The following is a 22,549-nucleotide window of genomic DNA, read 5'->3' on the forward strand; positions in this document are numbered from 1 at the left end:
CGCACACAGGCACGCAATCAAGGAGAGCCCCATGGCTCAGTTCGCGGTTTTCATCTACGAGGCGGAGATCCCCGGGGGTTGGGAGAACGCCCCCAAGGAGCTCCTGGCGGCCCACGAGGCGTTCCCCGGCAAGGTCGAGGAGCTCGGCGGCAAGATCCTCAACGGTCTCGCCCTGCAGCCGGCCGGCACTGCCAAGACCGTCCGTGACGGCGCCGTCGGCGACGGCCCGTTCGCCGCCACCCGGGAGTCGCTCGGCGGCGCCTTCGTGCTGGAGGCGAAGGACCTCGACCACGCCCTCGAGGTCGCCAAGGTCGTCCCGGTGCACGACGGCGGCGTCGAGGTCCGCCCGCTCTTCGACGCTCCCGAGGCATGACGGTGACGGACACGACGGCGCTGAACGAGATCACCGTCACCCGCGTCCTCGACGCCCCGCGCGCCGCGGTCTACCGCGCGTGGACCGAGCCCGAGCAGTTCGCCCAGTGGTGGGGGCCGCAGGCATTCACCACCGACCCGTCCACGGTCGCGCTCGACGTCCGCGTCGGCGGCACGTGGAAGGCCACCATGGCGGCCGAGGGTATCGGTGAGTTCCCGTTCACGGGCGTCTACCGCGAGGTCGTGGCCGACGAGCGACTGGTCTTCACCCTGGTCGACCCGAACGACGAGAACGTCGCGGCGCGTGCCGAGCGCGGGGAGGCGGAGGAGCTGACCACGGTCACCTTCGCCGACGACGAGGGAGGCACCAAGCTGACCTTCCAGCAGGTCGGTCAGGTCGAGGCGGAGAAGACCGCGGAGGTCGAGGCCGGCTGGAACAGCTTCCTCGACAGCCTGGCGGACCACCTCACCGGCGCCTGAACCGCCCGGAGGCACCACCAGCACCACCGCACGACGAGCACGGGGAGCGGTACGGGTCGGAGGCCCGGCCCGCTCCCCGCCGTCGTGTCCGGCCGTTCCCCGCCGCCGGAGTCGTTGCGCCGCTCCCGCGTTCCCGGCCGTCCGCCGGGTGACGCGCCCCGCCGTCCGAGCCCTCCGGACAACACCGCAATACGCAAGATGCGGTCCTCCGGCGGCCCCGCAACCCTGGTCCCGTCTCTTCGCTGATCAGGGGGTCGGTCCGGTGGCCATCACCACAACCAGATCTCCCGCGGCCGTCAGCGGCACCCGCACCACCGAGCGCCGGTTCTTCCCGGAGCTCGAGGGAATGCGTGGTGTCGCGGCCATGGGAGTCCTCGTCACACACGTCGCGTTCAGCTCCGGCATGGTCGGATTCATGGACAAGGAACCCAACGGGTTCTTCGGCGTCATGCTCCAGCAGTTGCACGTGAGCCTGCCCATCTTCTTCGTACTCTCCGGCATGCTGCTCTACCGGCCGTTCGCCCTCGCGACGATCGCCGGCACCCGCAAGCCCGAGATCAAGCCCTACTTCTGGCGCCGGGCGTTGCGCACCATGCCCGCTTACTGGGTGCTGGTCGCCGTCGCGCTCCTCACCCTCAACCGGGAAGCCGTCCACGGCATCTGGCAGGTCGTCCGGCCCGTGCTGCTGCTGCAGGTCTACCAGCTCGACGCCCGCCTCGTCGGCCAGGGCCTCGAACAGACCTGGACCCTCGCGACCGAGGTCGCCTTCTACGCGGCCCTGCCCCTGCTCGCCTGGGCGCTCGACAAGCTCGCCGGCCGCTCCGCCGACCCGGGCGTACGCGTCCGCCGCATCCTGTGGGGCCTCAGCCCGCTCGTCGTCATCGGCTTCGCCTACGCGGCCTACACCTTCCTGCCCTCCATGGGCGCGTACCCCATCGAGAACGAATGGCCGCCGAAGTGGCTCGGCTTCATCGCCGTCGGCATGGGCCTCGCCGCCCTGTCCGCGGGCGCCGACGTCGCCCCGAAGAGCGTTCCGGCGTTCTACCGCTTCGTCCAGCGGAAGCCGGTGTGGTGCTGGGTCATCGCCGCCGCGATCTACCTCCTCGCCTGCGTCCGCCCGATCGGCCAGCCCGGCCACGCCGATTACCCGTCGATGGCCGGCGGCATGACCGAGCACCTCCTCTACACGCTCTTCGGCCTGTTCCTCGTCGCCCCGGTCACCGTCTCCACTCCCTCGCGCTTCGTCGTCGCGGTGATGAGCAACCCGGTGATGCGCTTCCTCGGCCGCATCTCCTACGGCCTGTACCTGTGGCACATCGCCGTCATCTACTTCTGGCACGGCAGTCTCTTCGAGGCCGGCGGCTTCCTGGAGCTGCTCGGCATCACCCTGGCCGGCTCCATCGTCCTCGCCACGGCCAGCTTCTACCTCGTCGAGAGCCCCGCCATGAAGCTGCGCGAGCGCCTCGGCAAGGCATCGGCCAAGCCCAGCGTCGAGACGATCACTCCGTGAGCTGGATCCGCACGCTGCGGACCGCCGCCCCCGGAGCGGTCCGCCTGGTGTGCCTTCCCCACGCGGGCGGCTCGGCCCACACGTGGCACCCCCTGGCCGAAGCACTCGGACCGGACGTGGAGGTGCTGGCGGCCCAGTACCCGGGCCGCCACGACCGGCTGGCCGAACCCCCGCTCGGCGACCTGAAGCTGATGGCCGGCCACATCGTCGCCTCACTGCTTCCGCTGCGGGACGCGCCACTCGCCCTCTTCGGACACAGCCTCGGCGCCCTCCTCGGATACGAGATCGCCGCCCGGCTGCAGGCGACCGGACCCGCCCCCGTCCACCTCTTCGCCTCGTCGATGCTCGCACCCTCACGGCACCGCCACGACGGGGTGCACCTGCGTGACGACGACGGCATCCTCGCGGAGCTCGACCGGATCAGCGGCACACCGCCCCGCTCCTCCGGCGAAGAGACGCTGCTACGCCTGCTGCTGCCCGCGATCCGCGGCGACTACCGGGCGTTCGAGACGTACACCGACCCCGGACACGTGCTGTCCTGCCCGGTCACCGTATTCCTGGGCGACGCCGACCCGTTGGTACCGGCCGAGGAAGCCCAAGCCTGGGCCGACCACACCACCGGTCCCAGCATCCTGCGGGTGCTGCCCGGCGGCCACTTCTACCTGACCGAGCCCGGGAACACGGCGGAGATCGCCCGTGCGGTGTCCGGGCAGCTCACGGGCGCCACGGAGCCGGCCCGGCACCCGGTGTCCGCCCAAACCTGAGAAAGGACCCGCACATGACCCACCCGACCACGTCCCCGACGGTCGCCGACCACCTCGCCGCCTTCGCGGCGGCCCCGGACGAGCGGCTGGAGGAGGAGTTCCTCCGCCTGGCCGGCACGGTCTGGGCGGCCGACGGCCCGGTGGACGGCGCGGCGGACCACACACCGGCCCTCGTGGCGGCGCTCGAAGGCGCCGACGCCCGGCACGCCGGGCACCTGGCCGTCCTGCTGGGCCTGCTCGCCGAGTCCGAGTACCGTGACCACCCCGCCGGCGACGGCCCCGTCCGCACAGCCGTCCACCAGGGCCTCGACCACTACCTGGGGCTCCTCACCCACAGCGGTCCCGGAACACCCCTGACCACCGCCCTGCTCTACCTGCTCGCGCACTTCCCCGAGGACCGCGCCCGGATCCTCACCGCCGCCAGCGTCGAGGAACTCCTGCTCGACGAGCACGACCTCACGCGCCTCGAACGCGCCCTGCGCGCCCTCGACCCGGACGACCCCGACCTGGGCCGCTGCTGGCCCTCGCCCGCCGCCTGGAACCTCAACGACGACGAGCGCGGCTTCGACAAGGAGTCCATCAAGGCCCTCTCCTTCGAGCAGATCACCGCCAACTGGGACAACGACACCCGCACCGTCCTGGCCTACGCCGGCATGAAGGCATACTGGGCCGTCCGCCACGGCGCCGCCGCGGAGACCTCCTACCCCGCCCCCGGCGCGCCCTCCGCCGACGAGGCCGGCGAACTGGGCCCGCAGTCCTTCGCCCGCCACGCCGACGCCCTGCGCTGCCCCTCCTGCGACGGCCACCTCGACTACACCGACGGCGTCCGCTGCCCGTCCTGCGCCACCGCCTTCCCCCTCGCCCAGGGCCTCCTCGACCTCTCCCGCGGCGCCACCGGCTCGCAGGCGTCCGAGCAGGACGACACCGCCGACCTGCTGCAGAAGCTCGCCGCCATGCCGAGCATGGGCGTCTACTACGAGACGGTGCTCCGCCCCGCGTTTCTCCGCATCGCCGGAATGAACTGGGACGACGCCGTCACTCCGGCCGACGAGGACGCCTACCTCCTCGCCCACACCCGACCGGTCGACGGCCCCGTACTCGACCTGTGCGCGGGAGCCGGTCGCTGGACCGCCGTCCTCGAGCAGGCCGTCGGCACCGAGCGGCTCATCGCCCAGGACCTCGGCCTGCCCATGCTCACCGCCCTGCGCCGCGCCCTGCCCGAGGTGCCCGCCATCGTCGCCAGCGCCCTCACGCTGCCCTACGGCGACGCCACCTTCGGCGCGGTCAACTGCTGGAACGCCCTGCAGGCGTTCCCGGAGCAGGCCGACATCGCCATCGCCGAGATAGGCCGGGTCCTCAAGCCCGGAGGCACCTTCACCCTGCTGACCTTCCGCTGGGCCGACGACCCGGTCGACCGCTATTTCCAGGGCTCCCACTTCTTCCCGAGCCGCCCCGCCGGGATGCTCCTCTTCGAACTCGACGAGATCCGGAAGTGGCTCACCGACGCCGGCCTGACGGTACGTGAGCAGTCCGGCACCGGCTCCTTCGTCTTCATCACCGCGGAGCGCACGGCATAGCGCAGCCCTCCCACGACACGGCCGGCCCGCACCCTCGCCCAGGGAGGCGGACCGGCCGTTCCCTTACCCACCACCTGCGGAGGAACCACCCATGACCACCGTCGACGAGCACTCCGCGGACCTCACGCGGCACGGGGAGGCGGCCTACGAGGCGGCCACCCGGGTGTTCAACCTCTTCGCCCCCGTGACCCCCGCCGCGGCCGTCACCGCACGCTCCACCGAGGAGATCCGCGCCGCGATCGCACACGCCCGCGCCCACGGCCTGGGCGTGCGGGTACACACGACCGGCCACGCCTCCGCGACCGCCCGCCCGATGGAGGACGCGCTGCTCATCCGTACCGAACCGGACGGCGAGGTCGCGGTGGACCCGAGGCGCCGCATCGCCCGGATCCCCGCCGGTACCCGGTGGGGCGCCGTCGTGGAGGCCGCCGCCCCGCACGGCCTCGCCGCCCCCCACGGCTCCTCGCCGACCGTCGGCGCCGTCGGCTACCTGCTGGGCGGCGGACTGAGCATGTACGCCCGCCACACCGGCCTGGCCGTCAACAGCGTCCGCGCGGTCGAACTCGTCACCGCCGACGGCGGACAACGCCGGGTCGACGCGTACAGCGACCCGGAGCTCTTCTGGGCGCTCCGCGGCGGCGGTGGCGGATTCGGCGTCGTCACCGCCGTCGAGGTCGCCCTCTTCCCGGTGACGGGCGTCATCACCGGAGCCGCCTTCTGGCCGGCCGCGCAGGCCGCCCGGCTCCTGCCCCGGTGGCGGGCCTGGACCGAACGGGCCCCCCGCGAGGCGACCACGTCCGTCCGGGTGATGAACCTGCCCAAGCTCCCCGAGGTGCCCGAGATCCTCAGCGCCGGCCCCGTCCTGTGCCTGGACGGTGTCGTCGTCGCCCCGGGCGACGAGGACACCGCCAGGGCCCGACGGCAGGCCGACGAACTGCTCGCCCCGCTGCGCGCCGTCGCCGACCCGCTGATGGACACCTGGCACGAGGCGGGCCCGCTCGCCGTACCCGAGACGCACATGGACCCGCCCGAGCCGGTCCCCGTCCTCGGCGACCACCTGCTCCTGCGCGAACTCGGCGACGACGGCGTCGCCGAGTTCCTGCGCGCCACCGTGGACCGTCCCCGCTCCGCACTCACCGTCGCCGAGCTGCGCCAGCTCGGCGGCGGCCTGAGCGCCCCGGTACCCGGCGCCGGCGCCCTCGGACACCTGGACGCGCGCTTCGCCTACTCCGGCGCCGGAGTACCGGGATTCGGCGGCACGGAGGAGGAGATCCGCGCCCACTGCGCCGAGGTACGCCGGGCGCTGAGCCCCTGGGACACCGGCCGGACCGCCCCCACGTTCGTCGCGAGCCTCGACCAGCCCCAGGGGCACCTCGACGCCGACGCCGTCCTCGCCGCCGACCGGGTGCGCACGCGGGTCGACCCCGAGGGCCTGTTCCGCGGCGACATCGCTCCCGGCTGTTCCGCCGCCCGCTGACCCCGTCCGACCTACGACGAAGGGCCGGCGGATGGTCACACCCGCCGGCTCGCGTCGTACGCCCACGGCTCAGGTTCGGGAACGGCGACCGCCGTACACCCGGTCCTGCCCGCGTCGCGCGGTCCGCTCGATCCACCAGTGGACGAGGAGAAGGTTGCCGACCCAGCCGACCCAGCGGGCCGCCTCCGAGATGTACGTGACGTCGATGGCGGCCGGCAGGCTGAAGAGCGTCATGCCGATGACGAAGCCCCAGACGGTCTGGCCCCAGACGATCGCGAAGCTGTACAGCATCCAGCGGCGGTGCTCGGCGTACCGCCCCTGCCGTGCCCGGACCCAACCGACCACCGAGGTCACCGCCCACAGGATCCCCGACATCAGCACGGCCACACTGCCCGGCTTGAAGGCGACCGGGAACATGGCCAGCGCCAGCAGCGCCGACGGCAGCGCCCCGCCGAACACGTAGAGATGACCGCTCCAGCGGTGCACCACCGGATGCTTGCGGCGCAACCACGGCCAGAGCTGGAGGACCAGCGTCACCATCGTCACGGCACCGGTCAGCACGTGCGCGGCCAGGATCGTGTAGTGCAGGGGGAACTGCAGGGCGATGTGCGTGCGGGACGGGTCCAGCGTCAGGTACGGCGGAAGCTGGTACAGCAGGTAGGCAGCGGCGGCCACGGCCAGCGGGACGATGTAGTTGCGGCCGAACCAGCCCCGGCGGACCGGGCGACCGCTCCGCGCGGACGATCCGGCCGCCGGACCGTCCGTGCGGACCGGGGGGGCTCCTTCGGCCGGGGAGAGGGGTCTTTCTGCGCTCTGGGTCTGAGTCAAGGTGCGGCGCTCCCGTTCGGGGGACGGATGACGGAAGAGACGGATCAGCGCGGGGCGACCACGGTGCCCGTGTGCGCGGGGAGGTCGCCGGCGATCAGCGACCGGTATGTGTCGACGAGGGCTTCGGGGCCGGATCGCCGGGTGACGGAGAGCCACGACCGGGCGTCCTTGACGAGGGCGTCCTCGGCCCGCTGGTAGCGGGTCCGATAGGAGTCCTCGCCGTCCTTCTCGATGAGCCGCTGCTCCTCGGACGGCGTGAAGAAGATCCACGGCTCGGGATCGGTCAGTCCCTCCGGCGGTTCGATCTCGGCGCCGGGGTGGGTGTAGCCCACGAGCAGCGCGTCCTTCAGCGCGGAGCCGAACCGTTCGTACAGGGAGAACAACCGCCCTGCCTGGCCGGTGAAGTCGACGAGCACGACGGACTCGGGGACCTCGCCCCCGGCCGGATCGTCGTAGGTGGTCACCGTGTCGTAGTGGCCCAGGCCCCGGACGAAGCCGAGGTTGCCCGGGGAGGTCACCCCGATGGTGGTGATGCCTTCCTGACGGGACAGCAGAGCGGCCAGGCCCACGGCGGTCTTGCTGGAGGCGCTGGTGATCAGGACGGTGGTCGCGGGGTGCTCGCGGACGAGGAACTCGGCGAGGTTGAAGGATGCCGGGTACAGCGGCCTGAGCAGCAGGCGGTGGTCGTCAGGCGCGTCGTGCTCCTCGGCGCGCAGGTAGCCGCGGTACCACGGATGCAGATAGTCGCGCTCGGGCGCGACGTCGGCGAAGCCCCGCTCGGTCGGCTCGGCCACGAGGGTGACGTGCGTCGACAGGGGCAGGAAGCCGAAGTAGCGGGTCCCGACGGCGATCCCGGGGTGGCGCGATTCCTCGACCCGGGCATAGCCCCAGCTCGGGACGCGACCGTAGCCCTCCGGGCCGGCGAAGGCGTCGAAGAAGGGCAGTTCGGACTCGCCCAGACGGGCATAGGTGGCCGTGATGGCGGTCAGGGCGAATCTCTCGGCCGCCAGGCGCACTTCACCCGGACGCAGCGGGGCCACGGGAGCCTGCCGTACCTCGGCCGCCGTGAGATCGTCCCGTCGGACCATCAGATCCCAGGTGTCCTGAACAGGCACGTCCGCCTCCCCATCGTCATCGCCGCGGCGGCCCCGGTTCGGCTCGCCCGGGCCATGGTCGACGTGGGGCCGCGCGGGACGCATCTCCTGGAGTGCGGTCGTGGCCCGGTTCCGGCCCGCCGGGCGGCCGGACCAGGAATCAGGCAATCTCGAAGATGCCTGCAGGAAAGGGGAGTTGACACCCTCGCGAGGATCTGATCCGGCCAGACGCACGGGAAAGCGAGCCCCATGACAGACCGACCGACGAGATCCAGGAGCGGCACCGCCACAGCGCCGTCCCGGCTTCCCGCGCTGACCGGGATGCGGTTCATCGCCGCCGCGCTGGTCTTCTTCTTCCACTCCAACTACGAGGGCTTCTTCGCCGACCCGGACAGCGCGTCCGTCTACAAGTCGATCGTCTACCAGGGCGGCTGGACCGGCGTCGGGTTCTTCTTCATCCTCAGCGGTTTCGTCCTCGCCTGGTCGGCACGTGCCGACGACACCGCCCCGGCCTTCCTGCGTCGCCGTTTCTTCAAGATCTACCCGCTCCACCTGATCACGTTCATCGTCGCGGCGGTGCTGCTGGTCCAGGTGGCCGGAATGCCCTTCGACGGCGGGACCGCGCTGCTCCAGGTCTTCCTGCTGCAGTCCTGGTCCCCGGACATCTTCGTCCGCGGCAGCTTCAACGGCGTGGCCTGGTCACTCTCCTGCGAACTGCTCTTCTACGCGCTCTTCCCGCTCCTGCTGCGGCTGATCAACCGCATCCGGCCCGAGCGGCTGTGGGCGGCGGCCGGTGCCGTGGTGGCCCTCGTCTTCGCCGTGCCGTTCTTCGCCCGGTTCCTGCCGGACCAGTCGTTGATCCCGATGGTGGACATCAACTCCGCGGAGATGTGGTTCGTCTACCAGTTCCCGGCGACCCGGCTCCTCGACTTCGTCTTCGGGATCATCCTGGCGCGCGTCGTCGCCGAAGGACGCCGCCTGCCGCTCGGCTTCGGTGGTGCGCTGCTCCTCACGGTCGCCGCGTACGTCGTCGCCCCGTACTTCCCGCCCTCCCACCACCTGGTGGCGATCATGCTCGTTCCGCTCGGCCTGCTCATCGCCGCCGCCGCCCGCGCGGACACGGAAGGCCGCCGCACCTGGTTCTCCGGCCGGGGCATGGTCTGGCTGGGTGAGGTGTCCTTCGCCTTCTACCTCACCCACCAGCTCGTCCTCGGATACGGCCACCGCCTCCTGGGCTTCGGCGAGAGCTGGGGCACCCCGAGGGCCCTCGGCACACTCGCCCTGCTGTTCGCCGCGACCCTGCTGGTGTCGTGGCTGCTCTTCACCCTGGTCGAGCGCCCCGTGATGCGGCGCTTCGGTACCTCCCGCCGTCGTGCCGCCCGCGTGGCCCGGCCGGCCCCGGCGCACGCCGTCGAGGACACGCCGGACCGGAAGCGGGAGCCGTCCCTGCTCTGACCTGTCCCTGCTCTGACCTGTCCCTGTTCCGGCCTGTCCCTGCTCCGGGCCCGTTCCGGTGGACGAAGCGCCCGGCCACGCACGCGCGTGGCCGGGCGCTTCGTGTCGTGTGGGGGCGTCAGCCCGTCGAAGCGGTGGCGGCGACCGGTTCAGTGTGCGTGTCGGCGCCCTGACCGGACTCCGTCGAGCCGTCGTGCCCGTCCTCGAGTCCGTCCCCGCCCGCGTCCCCGGGCGCCGCTGCCCCGAGTGCCGGGACATGCCGCAGCACGCGCGCGACCAGCACGGCCAGGCCCGTCAGGAGGACGGCGGTCAAAGCCACGACCGTGTGCATGCCGGTCGTGAACGCCTCGGCGGCCGGGCCGAGCACCTGCGCGGCGAGTCCCTCCGGCAGGGCGCTGCCCGCGGCCACGGCTCCCGCGACGCTCTCCCGGGCGGCGTCCGCCACCCCGGCGGGAAGACCCGAGGGCAGGGCCCCGGCCATCTCGTGGCGGTACACGGCGGTGCCGAGGGTGCCGACGACGGCGATGCCCAGGCCGTAGCCGAACTCGTTGCTGGTCTGGGAGAGGGAGGCGGCCGAGCCCGCCTTCTCCGGCGGGGCGGAGCCGACGACGAGGTTGGTGCCGAGCGACACCAGCGGACCGCCACCGAGTCCGTTCAACGCCCACCCGACGATCAGCCAGGCAGCCCCGGACGTCGCGTCTGCCTGGAAGAGCAGGACGAAACCGACGACCACCAGGGCGAGGCCGCCCGCGATCAGATACGCGGGCCGGATCCTGCGGGCCAGGATCGGGGAGACGGTGATGCCCACGATCGACCCGGCCATGCCCGGCAGCAGCCCGAGCCCCGCCTGCAGCGGGGTCATTCCGTCGACCGCCTGGAAGTACTGCGTAAGGAACAGCATCGTCGTGCCGGTCAGCATGCTGTAGAAGAGCATGCTCACCAGCGCCGTACTGAAGGAGGCATCGCCGAACAGGCTGAGGTCGAGGAGGGGGTCTTTGAGGGTTTTCTGGCGGCGGATGAAGAGGATGCCGATGAGGATGCCGGTGATGAGGGCGGTGAGGGGGAGGGGTTCGGGTCCTTGGCGGGCTGCTTCTTTGAGTCCGTAGATGAAGGGGAGGACGGCGGCGAGGGAGAGGGCGACGCTGGGGAGGTCGAGGCGGCCGGCGTCGGGTGCTTTGTATTCGGGCAGGAGGGTGGGGCCCAGGAGCAGGAGGAGGATCATGACGGGGACGCCGATGAGGAAGACGGAGCCCCACCAGAAGTGGTTGAGGAGTGCGCCGCCGGCGATGGGGCCGACGATGGCGCCGATGGAGAAGCTGCCGGCCCAGATGCCGATGGCGGTGCCCATCTGCTTGGGGTCGCGGAACATGTTGCTGATGAGGGCGAGGGTGGAGGGTGCGAGGGTGGCGCCGGAGATGCCGAGGAGGGCGCGGGCGGCGATGAGCATCTCTGGTGTGGTGGAGAAGGCGGCGAGGAGGGAGGAGAGTCCGAAGACCACGGCGCCGATGAGGAGGAGGCGGCGGCGTCCGATGCGGTCGCCGAGGGTGCCCATGGTGACGAGGAGGCCGCCGACCATGAACCCGTACATGTCCATGATCCAGAGTTGTTGGGTGCTGCTCGCTCCCAGATCCGAACTGAGCTGAGGCAACGCCAGCAACATGGCGAATACGTCGAAGGAGACGAGAAGTGTGGGGAGTGTCAGGATCGCGAGACCCATCCACTCCCGGCGCCCCGCCCGGGGCGCGGTGTCTGTCGTCACGAACTGATTCCTCTCGGGAAAAGGAAGGAGGCCGCGGCGTCAGCCACGGCCTCCACGGTGTTGTCGCGGTACGAGGTCAGCCCGTGGCGGAGGCGACGGGTGCCTCCCGCTCCCCGGACTGCTCCCCGGAGGGGGCGCCGGACGGGTCGCCCGACGCGTCCTGGCCCGGACCGTCGCCGCCCTGCGGGGCGCCGAAGGCGGGGATCTGCCGGAGCAGCGCGATGACGGTGAGGGCGATGACACTCATGAGGATCATCGCCGTCAGGCCCACGGCGTTGACCCCGCCGGCGAACGCCCCCCGGGCGGCGGACAGCAGCGCGTCACCCGCACCGCCGGACAGCCGGGCGGCTTCCGACACGGCGCCCGCGAGGCTCTCCTCGACCGCGGCGACCGCACCGGCCGGAAGGCCGGCCGGCATCGCGTCGGAGATCTCGTCGCGGTAGACGGCCATACCCAGCGTGCCGACGACGGCGATGCCGAGACCGGCACCGAACTCGTTGCTGGTCTGGGAGAGGGAGGCGGCCGAGCCCGCCTTCTCCGGCGGGGCGGAGCCGACGACGAGGTTGGTGCCGAGCGACACCAGCGGACCGCCACCCAGGCTTGCCAGGGCGAAACCGGTCATCAGCAGCGCCGGACTGGAGTCCGCCTCCGCCAGGAAGTACAGCAGGTATCCGGCGATGGAGACCACCAGGCCGCCCGCGATCAGATACGCGGGCCGGATCGTACGGGCCAGCGAAGGCGCGAAGGACATGCCCGCGATGGACACGACCAGACCCGGCACCAGCGCCAGTCCCGCCTGCAGCGGCGTCAGCTCGGACACCAGCTGGAAGAACTGACCCAGGAAGAGCAGGCTCGCGCCGCCGAGCATGCTGAAGGCCAGCAGGCTGACCAGAGCGCCACTCAGGGCCTTGCTGGAGAACAGGCTGAGGTCGAGGAGGGGGTCTTTGAGGGTTTTCTGGCGGCGGATGAAGAGGATGCCGATGAGGATGCCGGTGATGAGGGCGGTGAGGGGGAGGGGTTCGGGTCCTTGGCGGGCTGCTTCTTTGAGTCCGTAGATGAAGGGGAGGACGGCGGCGAGGGAGAGGGCGACGCTGGGGAGGTCGAGGCGGCCGGCGTCGGGTGCTTTGTATTCGGGCAGGAGGGTGGGGCCCAGGAGCAGGAGGAGGATCATGACGGGGACGCCGATGAGGAAGACGGAGCCCCACCAGAAGTGGTTGAGGAGTGCGCCGCCGGCGATGGGGCCGACGATGGCGCCGATGGAGAAGCTGCCGGCCCAGATGCCGATGGCGGTGCCCATCTGCTTGGGGTCGCGGAACATGTTGCTGATGAGGGCGAGGGTGGAGGGTGCGAGGGTGGCGCCGGAGATGCCGAGGAGGGCGCGGGCGGCGATGAGCATCTCTGGTGTGGTGGAGAAGGCGGCGAGGAGGGAGGAGAGTCCGAAGACCACGGCGCCGATGAGGAGGAGGCGGCGGCGTCCGATGCGGTCGCCGAGGGTGCCCATGGTGACGAGGAGGCCGCCGACCATGAACCCGTACATGTCCATGATCCAGAGTTGTTGGGTGCTGCTCGCTCCCAGATCCGAACTGAGCTGAGGCAACGCCAGCAACAGCACGAACATGTCGAAAGAGACGAGCGTGGCCGGGAGAGCGAGGATCGCGAGACCCATCCACTCCCGGCGCCCCGCCCGGGGCGCGGTGTCTGTCGTCACGGTCCAGTCCTTTCGTCGTCGGGCTGCCGCTGCCCTGTTTCGATGCGCATCGTTCCGTGGGAGGTCCCGTACGTCAGCACGGCTCGTCGGCGGGCGGGATGTTGCTGTTCAGACGGAAGAGGTTCGTCGGGTCGTACGCGCGCTTGACCGCACGCAGCCGCTCCCACGTCGCCGGCGGGTACGCCTCCTGGATCCGCGCCTCGCTGTCATCGGCGAGGAAGTTGACGTACACGCCCGGCACCCCCTTCTGGAGCGCCACGGTCAGCTCGTCGGCCCAGCGGGTGTGGATCTCGGCCTCGTCGGGGTTCTGGTACATGGCCGCGACGTTGACGAGGATCTTGCGGTCCCGGTGCGCGAAGGCGGTCGCGTCCGCGGGAACCCGGGCCATGGCGCCGCCGAGCACCCGGATCTGGACCGCGGGCATGGCGGCACTCGAGGCGGCGACGCGCTCCAGGACCAGCTTCGCGTCGTCCAGGCCGAAGCTGTCCGTGAGCAGGCTGCGGGCGGCGGCGACCGGGTGGAAGCCTTCCTCCTCCGGCGGGTAGACGCCTGGGAACGGCATCGCCTGCATCATGTCGGCGATCGGCGTGGCCAGCCCGCGGAACGGCGCCAGCGCGGCCTCCGCCGCCTCACCCTCGCCCGCGTAGACCAGGATGGCCAGGATGATGGGCGTGCCGTGCAGTTCCTCCGGGACGAACGGCATCGGGGGCGACGGCATCACGTTCGCGATGGTCGACAGCTCCTCCGGGGCGTTCTCCGCCGCCTCGACGAAGCCGGCGACGACCTCCGGGGTGGCCGGCAGCAGCAGCATCCCGCCGGTGACGGTGCCCAGCTCGTGCAGCCGGAACTTCAGCCGCGTCACCACACCGAAGTTGCCGCCGCCACCACGGATCGCCCAGAACAGGTCCGGCTCGTGCTCGGCGTCGACCCGCAACAGCTCACCGTCGGCGGTGACCACCTCCGCCGCCAGCAGGTCGTCGACGGTGAGCCCGTACTTGCGCACCAGGTAACCGATGCCGCCACCGACGGTGATACCGCCGAGGCCGACGCTTCCGGTGTCGCCGAATCCGGTGACGAGACCGTGCTCGGCGGCCACGGCGCTGTACTCGCCCGCGTTCAGGCCGGCCCCGGCCCATGCCGTACGCGCCTCGACGTCGATCTTCAGGTCCCGCAGGGACGACATGTCGAGCACGATGCCGCCGTCGTTGAGGCAGAACATGCTGTGCCCGCCGCCCTTGACGGCCAGCGGCAGACCGCCTTCCCGCGCCACCGTGACGACCCTGGCCACGTCCTCGACGTCGGCCGGCTGCACGATTACCGCCGGCCGCTGGTCCATACCGCCGAGGTAGACGGTGCGCGCCTGCTCGTAGTCGGTGTCACTGGGCACCAGCACCCGGCCGGTCACCAGGGCGCGCAACCGCGCGATCGGTACGGTGCCCCGCGCGTCGACCGTGTGGGTGTCCACCATGAAAACGTCTCCTCTTCGTGCTGCGCCACCGCACGGCGAGCGGCGCGGCCATGACAGGCCGCCAGACGCTCCACGTGGGGGGTCAGGGATGTCCACCCCCATCCTGGTTCGCCGGCAAGGCGCGACGCATCTTCCGTATTGCTCTCTGCGGATTCGAACAACGCCGTCAGCGGGGCTTGCGGGCGCACACGACGACATAACCGATCTGGTCCTTGCGAGGAGCGAAGAACCCCCGGTGCAGCCGGGAGAACTCCGCGATGTCCTCCTCGGCGAACTTCCCGGCCACCTCCTCGCGCCGGTCCATCGCGGCCCGGAGGTACTTGCTCTTCATCCCGAACACCCGCGGGCCGCACTGGGTGTACTCCTCGACCTCGAATCCGGCGGCGCGCAGGTAGGCCAGCCACTGGGGGAGGGTCGGCAGCACAGGCAGCTTCAACGTCGTCATGAACCGCTCCACCCGCTCCGGTTCACCGCCCGCGTCCTCCCGGCTGAAGTCCGAGAAGGCGATCCGGCCGCCCGGACGCAGCACCCGGAACAGTTCCCCGAGCACCTGCCCGAGGTCGGGCGCGTTCTGCAGCGACTCCAGGGCGAGGACGGCGTCGAACGAGCCGTCCTCGAACGGCAGCCCCATGTAGTCGCCGTACCGGAAGTCGGCCACGTCGGTGAGCCCCGCGGCCCCGGCCCGCTCGCGGGCCCGGTCGAGCTCGTACTCGCTCACTGTCACACCGGTCACCCGCACCTCGTGTCGGCGGGCCACGTACAGGGCGGCCTCGCCCGAACCGCACCCCGCGTCCAGGACGTGCTCACCCGGGCGCAGGCCCAGGACGTCCGTGACCTTGCGGGTGACGCGGTGGACGGCCTCCGGCAGCGGGGCGTCGTCGTCGCGGTCGTACCAGTACCACATGTGCAGCTGACCACCGCGTATCTCGTCGCCGATGGGCGCCCGCTCGTCGTAGTGCTTCCCGATCTCCGCCGGACTCGTCACGTCGAGCATCAACCGTCAACTCCCCTCATGACGCCACACGTTCATCGAGCGGCACGACGGCTCATCCTTCGGCCTCCCGCGAGCGACCGCATCTCTGCCGTTGCTGGTCTGCCGAAGTCGTCCCGGGGGCGCTGGAGAGCACGATCGAAGAAGGAGACCACGGGGCGCGGGTGCCACGATCGGACCGGCGGACCGACGAAGGGAAGACATGCTCAAGCGACGTGTGCTGCTGGGAGCCGGCGGCGTGATGGCGACCGGCGCCGCCCTGGCCTGGCCCCTCCGGGTGGCGAGCCGCCCGGAGGTGACCGCGGCAGCGGAAGCCCCTGTGGGCGCCGCGTCCGAACACATCCTGCGCATGGGCAAGGCCGCGATGGCCTCGCCCCGACAGGCCGCACAGCCGTTCAGCGTCCGCATGCCCGTCCCGCACGTGGCCAGGCCCGTCCGGCGGACCGCGGACACCGACGTCTACGCCCTCGACCTCCGGCCCGCACAGGTCGAGATCCTGCCGGGCACGACCACCCCCGCGCTCACCTACGGCGGTACCTTCGTCGGCCCCACCATCCGAGCCAGGACGGGCCGCAAGGTCCGCATGACGTACCGCAACGCGCTCGACAGACCCGCCAACGTGCACCTGCACGGCGGCCACGTCCCGCCGGAGAGCGACGGCTACCCGATGGACCTCATCGGCATCGGCGCCTCCCACACCGTCGACTACCCCAACCGCCAGGACGGCTCCACGCTCTGGTACCACGACCACACGCACCACATGGAAGCCGAGCACGTCTACCGCGGCATGCACGGCTTCTACCTCCTCGAAAGCCCCGAGGAACGCCGGCTGGGCCTGCCGAGGGGGCGGCACGACGTCCCGATCATGCTGCGTGACGCCCACTTCGACGCCGCCGGCGGCCTGATCCTCGACGTCGAGCACCCCGAGGCACGTTCCACACTCCTGGCCAACGGGCGACCCCTGCCCTACTTCCCGGTGGACGCCGCCAAGTACCGGCTGCGCCTGCTCAACTCCTCCATCCACAAGATCTTCCAGCTCGACCTCGGCGGCGTGGAGATGGTGCAGATCGGCTCCGACGGCGGCCTGCTTCCCGAGCCCGTCCCGTGCACCTCGCTCACCCTCGCCCCCGCCGAACGCATCGAGATCGTCGTCGACTTCGGCAGGCACCCGATCGGCAGCAAGCTCGTCCTCTCCGATGCCAAGGGCCCCGTCATGCGCTTCGACGTCACCCGCCGCGTCCGCGACACCAGCCGGGTACCGTCCACCCTGCGCAGCCTGCCCCCACTGCCCGCCCCGGCGACCACCCGTCGTATGAAGCTCGGCGTGGCGCCCTCCAAGATGGCCTACGCCATCAACGACCTGACCTGGGACGCCGACCGCGTCGACGCCCGGATCACCGAGGGCACCAGCGAGATCTGGGAGATATACAACGCGGACACCGTGGACTCCGAGTTCGGCGGCATCGACCACACCTTCCACGTCCACCTGGTGCAGTTCCGGGTCCTCGACCGCGACGGCAAGCCCCCGCTGCCCGGCGAGACCGGGTTCAAGGACACCGTCCTGGTACGGCCCGGCGAGCGGATGCGCATCCAGGCCACCTTCAACGGCTGGCCGGGCCGGTACGTGTTCCACTGCCACATGCAGGAGCACAACGTCGCCGGCATGATGGCGCAGCTCGAAATCGTCCAGTAGCCCGTCAGCCGGTCGAACGGAGACGCAACCATGACGACCAGGACGCTCGTGCGGGCCGTGCTACGGGGCTCTCTGCGCGACATCCACCACGTGAAGGCGGTCGCCCCAGGGCGCGCCCTGGGCGTGACCGCCGCCGTGTACGCGCGGGCCGAAAAGGAGTTCGGGGTGATCGCGCCGCCGCTGGCGCTGCACTCCGCCGCCCCGGGTCCGCTCGCGGCCGGCTGGCTGCTGCTGCGCGAGACCCTGCTGGTCGAAGGCCGGGTCGGCCGGATGGCCAAGGAGACCGTGGCCACCGAGGTCTCCCGGGCCAACTCCTGCGCGTACTGCGTGGACGTCCACCAGGCCACCGTGGAGACACTGCCGCCACCCCCGCCCGGCGCACCCGGCGCCGACGCCGCCGCCTGGCTCCGGGCCGCCCCGGACACCCGCGGCGCGGCCCCCTTCACCGCCGAGGAGGCCCCGGAGATCCTCGGGGTGGCGCTCACCTTCCACTACCTCAACCGCATGGTCGGCGTCTTCCTCGACGAATCGCCCGTACCCGAACGCGCACCGGCCGCCCTGCGCGGCCCCATCCTGCGCACCGTCGCGCGGACCATGCGCCCGGTCGACGGTCCCCTCGCCCCCGGCGCCGCGCTCGACCTCCTGCCCGAGGCCCCGCTCCCGCCCGACCTGGCCTGGGCCGCGCCCAGCCCTGTCGTGGCGCAGGCACTCAGCCGTGCCCGCGCCGCCGTCGACCGCGCCGCCCACTGGGTCCCCGAACCCGTCCGCACGCTGCTCTCCGGCCGGCTCGACACCTGGGACGGTGCCCCGCCCGGCATCAGCCGTGCCTGGCTGAACGGTCTGCCGGACGACCTGCCCGCGGCCCACCACGCCGCCGCCCGGCTCACCCTGCTGACCGCGCTCTCTCCGCACCAGGTCACCGAAGCCGACGTCGCGGCCTTCCGCGACCGGTACCCCACGGACCGGGAGCTCGTCGAACTCACCTCCTGGGCGGCCCTGACGACCGCGACGACCCTGACGGCCCGCCTCGCGGCACCGCTGCACGCCTGAGACTCCGAGAGTCCTCGTCCGCCGGCCCCCGGACACAGGCGCTCAGGGGCCCGTCCGGTACCGAAATGCCGAGCGCCGTGGTCTGCTCCCCGCGCGCCTTCTCCCCGCCGGACGCTCGCCGCCGACTCAACGCGGGGTGCCCGCGGGGAGGGCCGCCGCGGCTTCGCGGACACGGGTCCGCAGCAGCTCGCGCACCCGGGCGAGGCGCTCCGCGGCCTCGGCGGGCGACTCCGCGTCGACGACGACATAGCCGTGCCGGGTGGAAGAGCCGGTGGTGCGCGGCAGCTCGTCCCCGGGCACGTAGGGGAAGTGCAGCGCCTGCACGTAGGGCAGAGCCCTGATCGCGTCGAGTCCCTCGACGGCCTCCAGCCGCCCGGCGGGCAGCAGGAAGAAACCTACGGAGACCGTGTGCCGGGGCCTCGGCTCCCCGACCGGGACACCGGAGAGGAGCCGGAAGACACCGGCCTCGACATCGAAGTCCGAAGCGGTCTCGACGAGCAGCGGGATCAGGTCTCCGCCCGACCGGGCCCGCGCGCCGACGATACGGGGGCCGAGGCGGGTGAGGACTACCTCGGTGTGCGCTGGGCCGAAGCGGTAGCCGGCCAGGTCCAGCAGACCGGTCACGACCGCGTGGACGGAGGCCCGCTCGACCGGGCCGAGCGGCGCCGGATACACGTGCTCGGTCGCCACGAAGTACGGGCCACCCGTGGTGCGCTTGGCGGTGATGCCGACGACCTGGTGCACGCCGTCGGCGGAGAGCGTCTCCACACCGAACTCCGGCCCTTCCAGGTACTCCTCGACCACATACGGTCCGTCCGGCCCGGTGTCCGCCACGCGCTCGGACCACTCCTCCAGCCCGGCCGGGTCACGGATCAGCGCGACGCCGAGGTCTCCGGACGCGCGGGCTGGTTCGACCACGACCGGCCCTGACAGCCGGGCGACGGCAGCCGCGACCCCCGAGACGGTCGGTACCGTTTCCGAACGGACCGGGGAGAGACCGTGCCGTGACAGCAGAGCCCGCATCGCCGACTTGTCGTCGAGCGGCACGACCGCCGACGCGGGGTTGGGAGAGACCCCGAGCCTCTCGGCCTCGGCGACGGCCGGCCCGACGGCCCCCGCACCCCCCAGGTACAGGACAGTGTCGATGTCATGGACGCGCACCGTACGGGCGATCAGGGCGCGCAGCTCCCGCTCGTCGCCGACGCCGGTCGACACCACCTCCCGCGCGTGCTCGGCGACCTCGTCGAGATACGCCCGCCCGCGCAGCGACGGGTCCCCTACCACCCAGACCTCGAAGCCCGCCTCCGCGGCCTTGCGAACCTGCCCGCTGTGGGGCATCACCATCAGCAGCCGCTTCGCTGCTCCGGGGTGCGTCATGACGGGTGCTCCGTTCTCGTACGGCTCGGCAATGGCGGTTGGGAAGGCCCCCGCGGCGGGTGAACCTCCCTTGTACGGAACCGACTTACCGAAGACGCACCGAGGCCAGGACGACCGCTTTCGAGGCGGCGGCGAGTAGGTATCGTTTGCGTCGGACGTCGGGACAGGGCTCGGTCGGGATCACTGTCCCTCTCTTCCGAACGCCGCGCCCACGGGCACGGCGAGCGGACGACCGGCCGTGGCGCGGTCGGTTCCGGAGTGACGTCGGTTCCGCTGTGCGGGGGATCGGTCGTGCGCGCTCGTTCAGTCGAGTCCGGCTGTCAGGTTCGCCGACATGCGGTACCGGGTGACCGCGTGCGCGCCCTGCACGGTGAGGACGCGGCAGAGCGCTCCGGGGTCGTACAGGTCCCCCGTGTCCAGGGTCACCAACGCACGGCCGCAGCCGTCCGCGCGCAGTTCGGCGAGAACGGCGGTGAGCAGGGCGAGACCGATGCCCAATCCCCGGAAGGCAGGCGCCACGACGACTTCGAGCACGCGGCCCTCCCGCTTGGCGGCCCGTGCCAGGACGTATCCGGCGGGACGACCGGACACCTCCAGCAGCAGCACCACGCCGCCGTCCTCCCGGAGCTCCCGCAGACGGGTGCGGAACGCCCGCGCGTCCTCGGTCCGGGGCCCCGACGCCCGGCTCCGCAGATGCAACTCGTGCAGGACGCCGTCGTCGTGACCGTCGGCCCGACGGATGACCCCGTCCTCGGGCGGCAGCGGCGGCAGCGGCGGAACCGACAGGTCGATGTCGAACTGCGCCGTGGTGAAGGACGGCACGAACCCCGCCTCCTGCAGCACCGTCGGCACCACCGGGTCGCCGCTCAGCACACCGCTCACGGTGAAGGCGAAACGCCGACCGTGTTGCGCGGCGAGCTCGTCGGCCCGGTCCAGGAGGAGGCACATCAGCGCGCGCGCCGCGCTCTCGCCGTGCCGGCCCGGTAGTGCGGTGAGCATGCCGTCGAGGGTGTCGCCGCGCGGCGTCAGCGACGCCCAGGCGACCACCTCCCCGTCGGCCCCGGTCAGGCACCAGTTGTTCATCCCGTACCCCGGAGCGGCGGTGTCGGGAAGGATGTCCTCACGCGTACGCATCGCCGTCCCCGTGATGCTCTTCTCATGGGATCTCACCAGGCGCACCAGGCTGTCCACAGGGACCTCGGCCGCGCTCTTGACGGTGAGCCGTCCGTGCGTGGTCATGGGTTCGTTCCCCCCTTCCTGGGGAGTCGGGTCCGGCGGTCGGGCCGGAGTGTCCGGGGCCGCCCGCGCCGGGTCGGCGGCGCGGGCGGTTGTCGGCGGGCGACACCCCGGAATGCGAGACGACCGGGGAGAGGGCGGAGCCGAAACGCGTTGCGCGACGCTGCACAGCGCTCCACCTTTCTCCTCGGACGGCCGGTCACGATGCCGATCGGGTTCCCGGACAACGTGTTTCGGATGCTACTTGGCGCCTCACCGCGGCCGTTCTCCGAGAATGCTCACCCAGTTCGCCCGCCTGTTCCCAAAAGCGCACGAACCGAGATGCGCGCGGGCCGCCGAGTCAAGGACGCTTCCTCACCCAAGCCCAGGCCACGGGCGGCCGCGAGGGGGTACGCGCATGCACAGCGACGTGATCGAGACGAAACCGGGAACGGCCCCTCCACCCGGCCCCACAACCCGGCGTGAGCACGCCACGACAGCCACCGCCAGCACCGACTCCCTCGTCCACGGGTACCTGGGCGCGCTCCTGCGGAGCCGGGACGAACTGCTGCCCGTCCTGACCGGCGTCGCCACCGCACAGGCCGCCGCGGACGAGATCCTCCGGTCGCTGCGTGCCCTGTCCGGCGCCCCGTGGGAACTCCGGCGCAACGCCCCCCGCCGGCTCGGCCGCCTGGCCGCGTTCCTGCCGTCCAACAACCTCCTGTACTCCTACATCCTGTTCGGCGTGATTCCGTCGCTCTACACCGACGAGGTCCGCCTGCGTCCTTCGGCCCGGGTCGCGTCCGCCGCGCTGGCCGTCCACGAGATCCTCGCTCCGCACCTGACCGGCCGAGGCGGCGGCCGGATCGTCATGGCCCCCGCCACCCAGCGTGAGTTCCTCGCCGACTGCGCCCGCTCCGACGCCGTCGTCTTCACCGGCCGGCCCGACAACGCCGAGACCGTCGCCGCCCACCTGCCCGACGACACCCTGCTCCTCACCTTCGGCTCGGGTCCCAACCCGGTGGTCGTCGGCCCCCGGGCGGACCCCGACACGGTCTGCCGCGCCGTGCTCGACGCCCGGCTGTACAACGCGGGCCAGGACTGTCTGTGCACCGACATCGTCTTCATCCACCGCTCACTCACCCATGAGGTCGTCCCCCGGATCGCCGACGCGCTCGCCGCGGTCCGCGTCGGCGACCGGCGGGACCCCGGCGTCCGGGTCGCGCCACTGGTCTACCCGGACGCGGCGGAGGGCGCGGCCCGGTTCCTCGCCCGGCACCGCGAGTTCACCGTCCGCGGCGGCCACGCCGATCCGGACCGCGGCACCGTCGAGCCGACCCTTCTCCACCTGCCGTGGCGGAGCGACTTCCACCCGCCGGAGTTCTTCTCCCCGGTCGTTCTCACGATGGAGTACGACGACCCCCGCCGACTCGCCGGCTGGCTGCACTCCGCCGAGGAGACCGCCCGCGGCATGTACGTCTCCGTCTTCGGGGAACCGGCCCTCGCCGGGGCGACCCGCCTCTCGACCAGCGTCGTCTGCGAGGAGCGGATCACCTTCGACGCGGAGGACGGCAACCGGCCGTTCGGCGGCTACGGCCCGCGCGCCGGAGGCGTACGCCGCCACGGCAGGACCACCGGCCGCCCCCTGCTGCTCTCCGCCGAAACGAGCCCCGGAGCCGGCCGGTGACACCCTCTCCGCCACACCCCCGGCCGCCGCACCATCGGTCCACC

At 71.9% G+C, this 22,549-nt stretch carries 18 protein-coding genes; 10 read left to right on the top strand and 8 right to left on the bottom strand.

Features of this window, described 5'->3' with window-relative positions; all coding sequences use genetic code 11:
- The first annotated feature begins 31 nt into the window (after positions 1-31).
- The 6 genes from OG393_RS35235 to OG393_RS35260 all read left to right on the top strand — a co-directional run bounded on the left by OG393_RS35235 (position 32) and on the right by OG393_RS35260 (position 6,180).
- Positions 32-373: a YciI family protein gene (locus OG393_RS35235; protein WP_327379144.1), complete on the top strand. Its 342-nt coding sequence runs from the start codon at positions 32-34 to the stop codon at positions 371-373.
- Entirely contained in the window at positions 370-852 is a 483-nt protein-coding gene (locus tag OG393_RS35240; RefSeq protein WP_327379145.1) for an SRPBCC family protein, read from the top strand. The genes OG393_RS35235 and OG393_RS35240 overlap by 4 nt, the downstream gene beginning before the upstream one ends.
- A gap of 262 nt (positions 853-1,114) precedes the next feature.
- Complete coding sequence (locus tag OG393_RS35245) at positions 1,115-2,362, top strand: acyltransferase family protein (RefSeq protein WP_327379146.1); 1,248 nt, start codon at positions 1,115-1,117, stop codon at positions 2,360-2,362.
- Positions 2,359-3,126 (top strand): thioesterase II family protein, encoded by a 768-nt coding sequence (locus OG393_RS35250; protein WP_327379147.1) that lies wholly within the window; start codon positions 2,359-2,361, stop codon positions 3,124-3,126. Before OG393_RS35245 ends, OG393_RS35250 begins: the two co-directional genes overlap by 4 nt.
- Before the next feature lie 14 nt (positions 3,127-3,140).
- Positions 3,141-4,703, top strand: a complete 1,563-nt coding sequence (locus tag OG393_RS35255; RefSeq protein WP_327379148.1) for a class I SAM-dependent methyltransferase — start codon at positions 3,141-3,143, stop codon at positions 4,701-4,703.
- A 91-nt stretch (positions 4,704-4,794) separates the two neighbouring features.
- Positions 4,795-6,180 carry an FAD-binding oxidoreductase gene (locus OG393_RS35260; RefSeq protein WP_327379149.1) on the top strand — a complete coding sequence of 462 codons (1,386 nt, stop codon included), beginning with the start codon at positions 4,795-4,797 and terminating at the stop codon, positions 6,178-6,180.
- Positions 6,181-6,249: 69 nt separating this feature from the next.
- Here the strand turns inward: OG393_RS35260 and OG393_RS35265 are convergent, their stop codons facing one another.
- Together OG393_RS35265 and OG393_RS35270 are read right to left on the bottom strand one after the other, a co-directional pair.
- Entirely contained in the window at positions 6,250-7,008 is a 759-nt protein-coding gene (locus tag OG393_RS35265; protein WP_327379151.1) for a DUF2306 domain-containing protein, read from the bottom strand.
- Between the two features lie 44 nt (positions 7,009-7,052).
- Complete coding sequence (locus OG393_RS35270; RefSeq protein WP_327379152.1) at positions 7,053-8,123, bottom strand: DUF2855 family protein; 1,071 nt, start codon at positions 8,121-8,123, stop codon at positions 7,053-7,055.
- Positions 8,124-8,351: 228 nt separating this feature from the next.
- Between OG393_RS35270 and OG393_RS35275 the strand changes: the two genes are divergently transcribed.
- Positions 8,352-9,557, top strand: coding sequence for an acyltransferase family protein (locus tag OG393_RS35275; RefSeq protein ID WP_327379153.1), 1,206 nt, complete (start codon positions 8,352-8,354; stop codon positions 9,555-9,557).
- A 118-nt stretch (positions 9,558-9,675) separates the two neighbouring features.
- Here OG393_RS35275 and OG393_RS35280 read toward each other — a convergent pair whose 3' ends face one another.
- The 4 genes from OG393_RS35280 to OG393_RS35295 all read right to left on the bottom strand — a co-directional run bounded on the left by OG393_RS35280 (position 9,676) and on the right by OG393_RS35295 (position 15,486).
- The gene (locus tag OG393_RS35280) at positions 9,676-11,274 is read right to left on the bottom strand and encodes an MFS transporter (protein ID WP_327379174.1); all 1,599 of its coding nucleotides are present in this window, start codon (positions 11,272-11,274) and stop codon (positions 9,676-9,678) included.
- Positions 11,275-11,392: 118 nt separating this feature from the next.
- Positions 11,393-12,982, bottom strand: coding sequence for an MFS transporter (locus OG393_RS35285; protein WP_442817460.1), 1,590 nt, complete (start codon positions 12,980-12,982; stop codon positions 11,393-11,395).
- A gap of 115 nt (positions 12,983-13,097) precedes the next feature.
- Entirely contained in the window at positions 13,098-14,492 is a 1,395-nt protein-coding gene (locus tag OG393_RS35290; protein ID WP_327379155.1) for an FAD-binding oxidoreductase, read from the bottom strand.
- Between the two features lie 166 nt (positions 14,493-14,658).
- Positions 14,659-15,486, bottom strand: a complete 828-nt coding sequence (locus OG393_RS35295) for an SAM-dependent methyltransferase (RefSeq protein WP_327379156.1) — start codon at positions 15,484-15,486, stop codon at positions 14,659-14,661.
- Positions 15,487-15,685: 199 nt separating this feature from the next.
- On the opposite strand from OG393_RS35295, the gene OG393_RS35300 reads away from it, so the two are divergent.
- Both OG393_RS35300 and OG393_RS35305 read left to right on the top strand, forming a co-directional pair.
- Positions 15,686-17,176 carry a multicopper oxidase family protein gene (locus OG393_RS35300; RefSeq protein ID WP_327379157.1) on the top strand — a complete coding sequence of 497 codons (1,491 nt, stop codon included), beginning with the start codon at positions 15,686-15,688 and terminating at the stop codon, positions 17,174-17,176.
- A 30-nt stretch (positions 17,177-17,206) separates the two neighbouring features.
- Positions 17,207-18,226, top strand: coding sequence for an alkylhydroperoxidase (locus OG393_RS35305; protein ID WP_327379158.1), 1,020 nt, complete (start codon positions 17,207-17,209; stop codon positions 18,224-18,226).
- Positions 18,227-18,352: 126 nt separating this feature from the next.
- Here the strand turns inward: OG393_RS35305 and OG393_RS35310 are convergent, their stop codons facing one another.
- Positions 18,353-19,603 (bottom strand): ATP-grasp domain-containing protein, encoded by a 1,251-nt coding sequence (locus tag OG393_RS35310; RefSeq protein ID WP_327379159.1) that lies wholly within the window; start codon positions 19,601-19,603, stop codon positions 18,353-18,355.
- Positions 19,604-19,906: 303 nt separating this feature from the next.
- On the bottom strand, positions 19,907-20,842 hold the full coding sequence (locus OG393_RS35315; RefSeq protein ID WP_327379160.1) for a GNAT family N-acetyltransferase: 936 nt from the start codon (positions 20,840-20,842) through the stop codon (positions 19,907-19,909).
- A 394-nt stretch (positions 20,843-21,236) separates the two neighbouring features.
- Here OG393_RS35315 and OG393_RS35320 point away from each other — a divergent pair, with 394 nt between their 5' ends.
- Positions 21,237-22,505 (top strand): aldehyde dehydrogenase family protein, encoded by a 1,269-nt coding sequence (locus OG393_RS35320; RefSeq protein ID WP_327379161.1) that lies wholly within the window; start codon positions 21,237-21,239, stop codon positions 22,503-22,505.
- Positions 22,506-22,549 lie beyond the last annotated feature (44 nt).

The organism is Streptomyces sp. NBC_01216, assembly GCF_035994945.1.
In the GTDB taxonomy this organism is placed as follows: domain Bacteria; phylum Actinomycetota; class Actinomycetes; order Streptomycetales; family Streptomycetaceae; genus Streptomyces.

What these genes read in the sequence shown, in the direction of transcription:
- OG393_RS35280 (WP_327379174.1), bottom strand. Translation starts at nt 11,274, where the DNA reads ATGGGTCTCGCGATCCTGACACTCCCCACACTTCTCGTCTCCTTCGAC.
- OG393_RS35290 (WP_327379155.1), bottom strand. Translation starts at nt 14,492, where the DNA reads ATGGTGGACACCCACACGGTCGACGCGCGGGGCACCGTACCGATCGCG.
- OG393_RS35235 (WP_327379144.1), top strand. Translation starts at nt 32, where the DNA reads ATGGCTCAGTTCGCGGTTTTCATCTACGAGGCGGAGATCCCCGGGGGT.
- OG393_RS35260 (WP_327379149.1), top strand. Translation starts at nt 4,795, where the DNA reads ATGACCACCGTCGACGAGCACTCCGCGGACCTCACGCGGCACGGGGAG.
- OG393_RS35255 (WP_327379148.1), top strand. Translation starts at nt 3,141, where the DNA reads ATGACCCACCCGACCACGTCCCCGACGGTCGCCGACCACCTCGCCGCC.
- OG393_RS35300 (WP_327379157.1), top strand. Translation starts at nt 15,686, where the DNA reads ATGCTCAAGCGACGTGTGCTGCTGGGAGCCGGCGGCGTGATGGCGACC.
- OG393_RS35315 (WP_327379160.1), bottom strand. Translation starts at nt 20,842, where the DNA reads ATGACCACGCACGGACGGCTCACCGTCAAGAGCGCGGCCGAGGTCCCT.
- OG393_RS35240 (WP_327379145.1), top strand. Translation starts at nt 370, where the DNA reads ATGACGGTGACGGACACGACGGCGCTGAACGAGATCACCGTCACCCGC.
- OG393_RS35275 (WP_327379153.1), top strand. Translation starts at nt 8,352, where the DNA reads ATGACAGACCGACCGACGAGATCCAGGAGCGGCACCGCCACAGCGCCG.
- OG393_RS35295 (WP_327379156.1), bottom strand. Translation starts at nt 15,486, where the DNA reads ATGCTCGACGTGACGAGTCCGGCGGAGATCGGGAAGCACTACGACGAG.
- OG393_RS35310 (WP_327379159.1), bottom strand. Translation starts at nt 19,603, where the DNA reads ATGACGCACCCCGGAGCAGCGAAGCGGCTGCTGATGGTGATGCCCCAC.
- OG393_RS35285 (WP_442817460.1), bottom strand. Translation starts at nt 12,982, where the DNA reads ATGGGTCTCGCGATCCTCGCTCTCCCGGCCACGCTCGTCTCTTTCGAC.
- OG393_RS35320 (WP_327379161.1), top strand. Translation starts at nt 21,237, where the DNA reads ATGCACAGCGACGTGATCGAGACGAAACCGGGAACGGCCCCTCCACCC.
- OG393_RS35305 (WP_327379158.1), top strand. Translation starts at nt 17,207, where the DNA reads ATGACGACCAGGACGCTCGTGCGGGCCGTGCTACGGGGCTCTCTGCGC.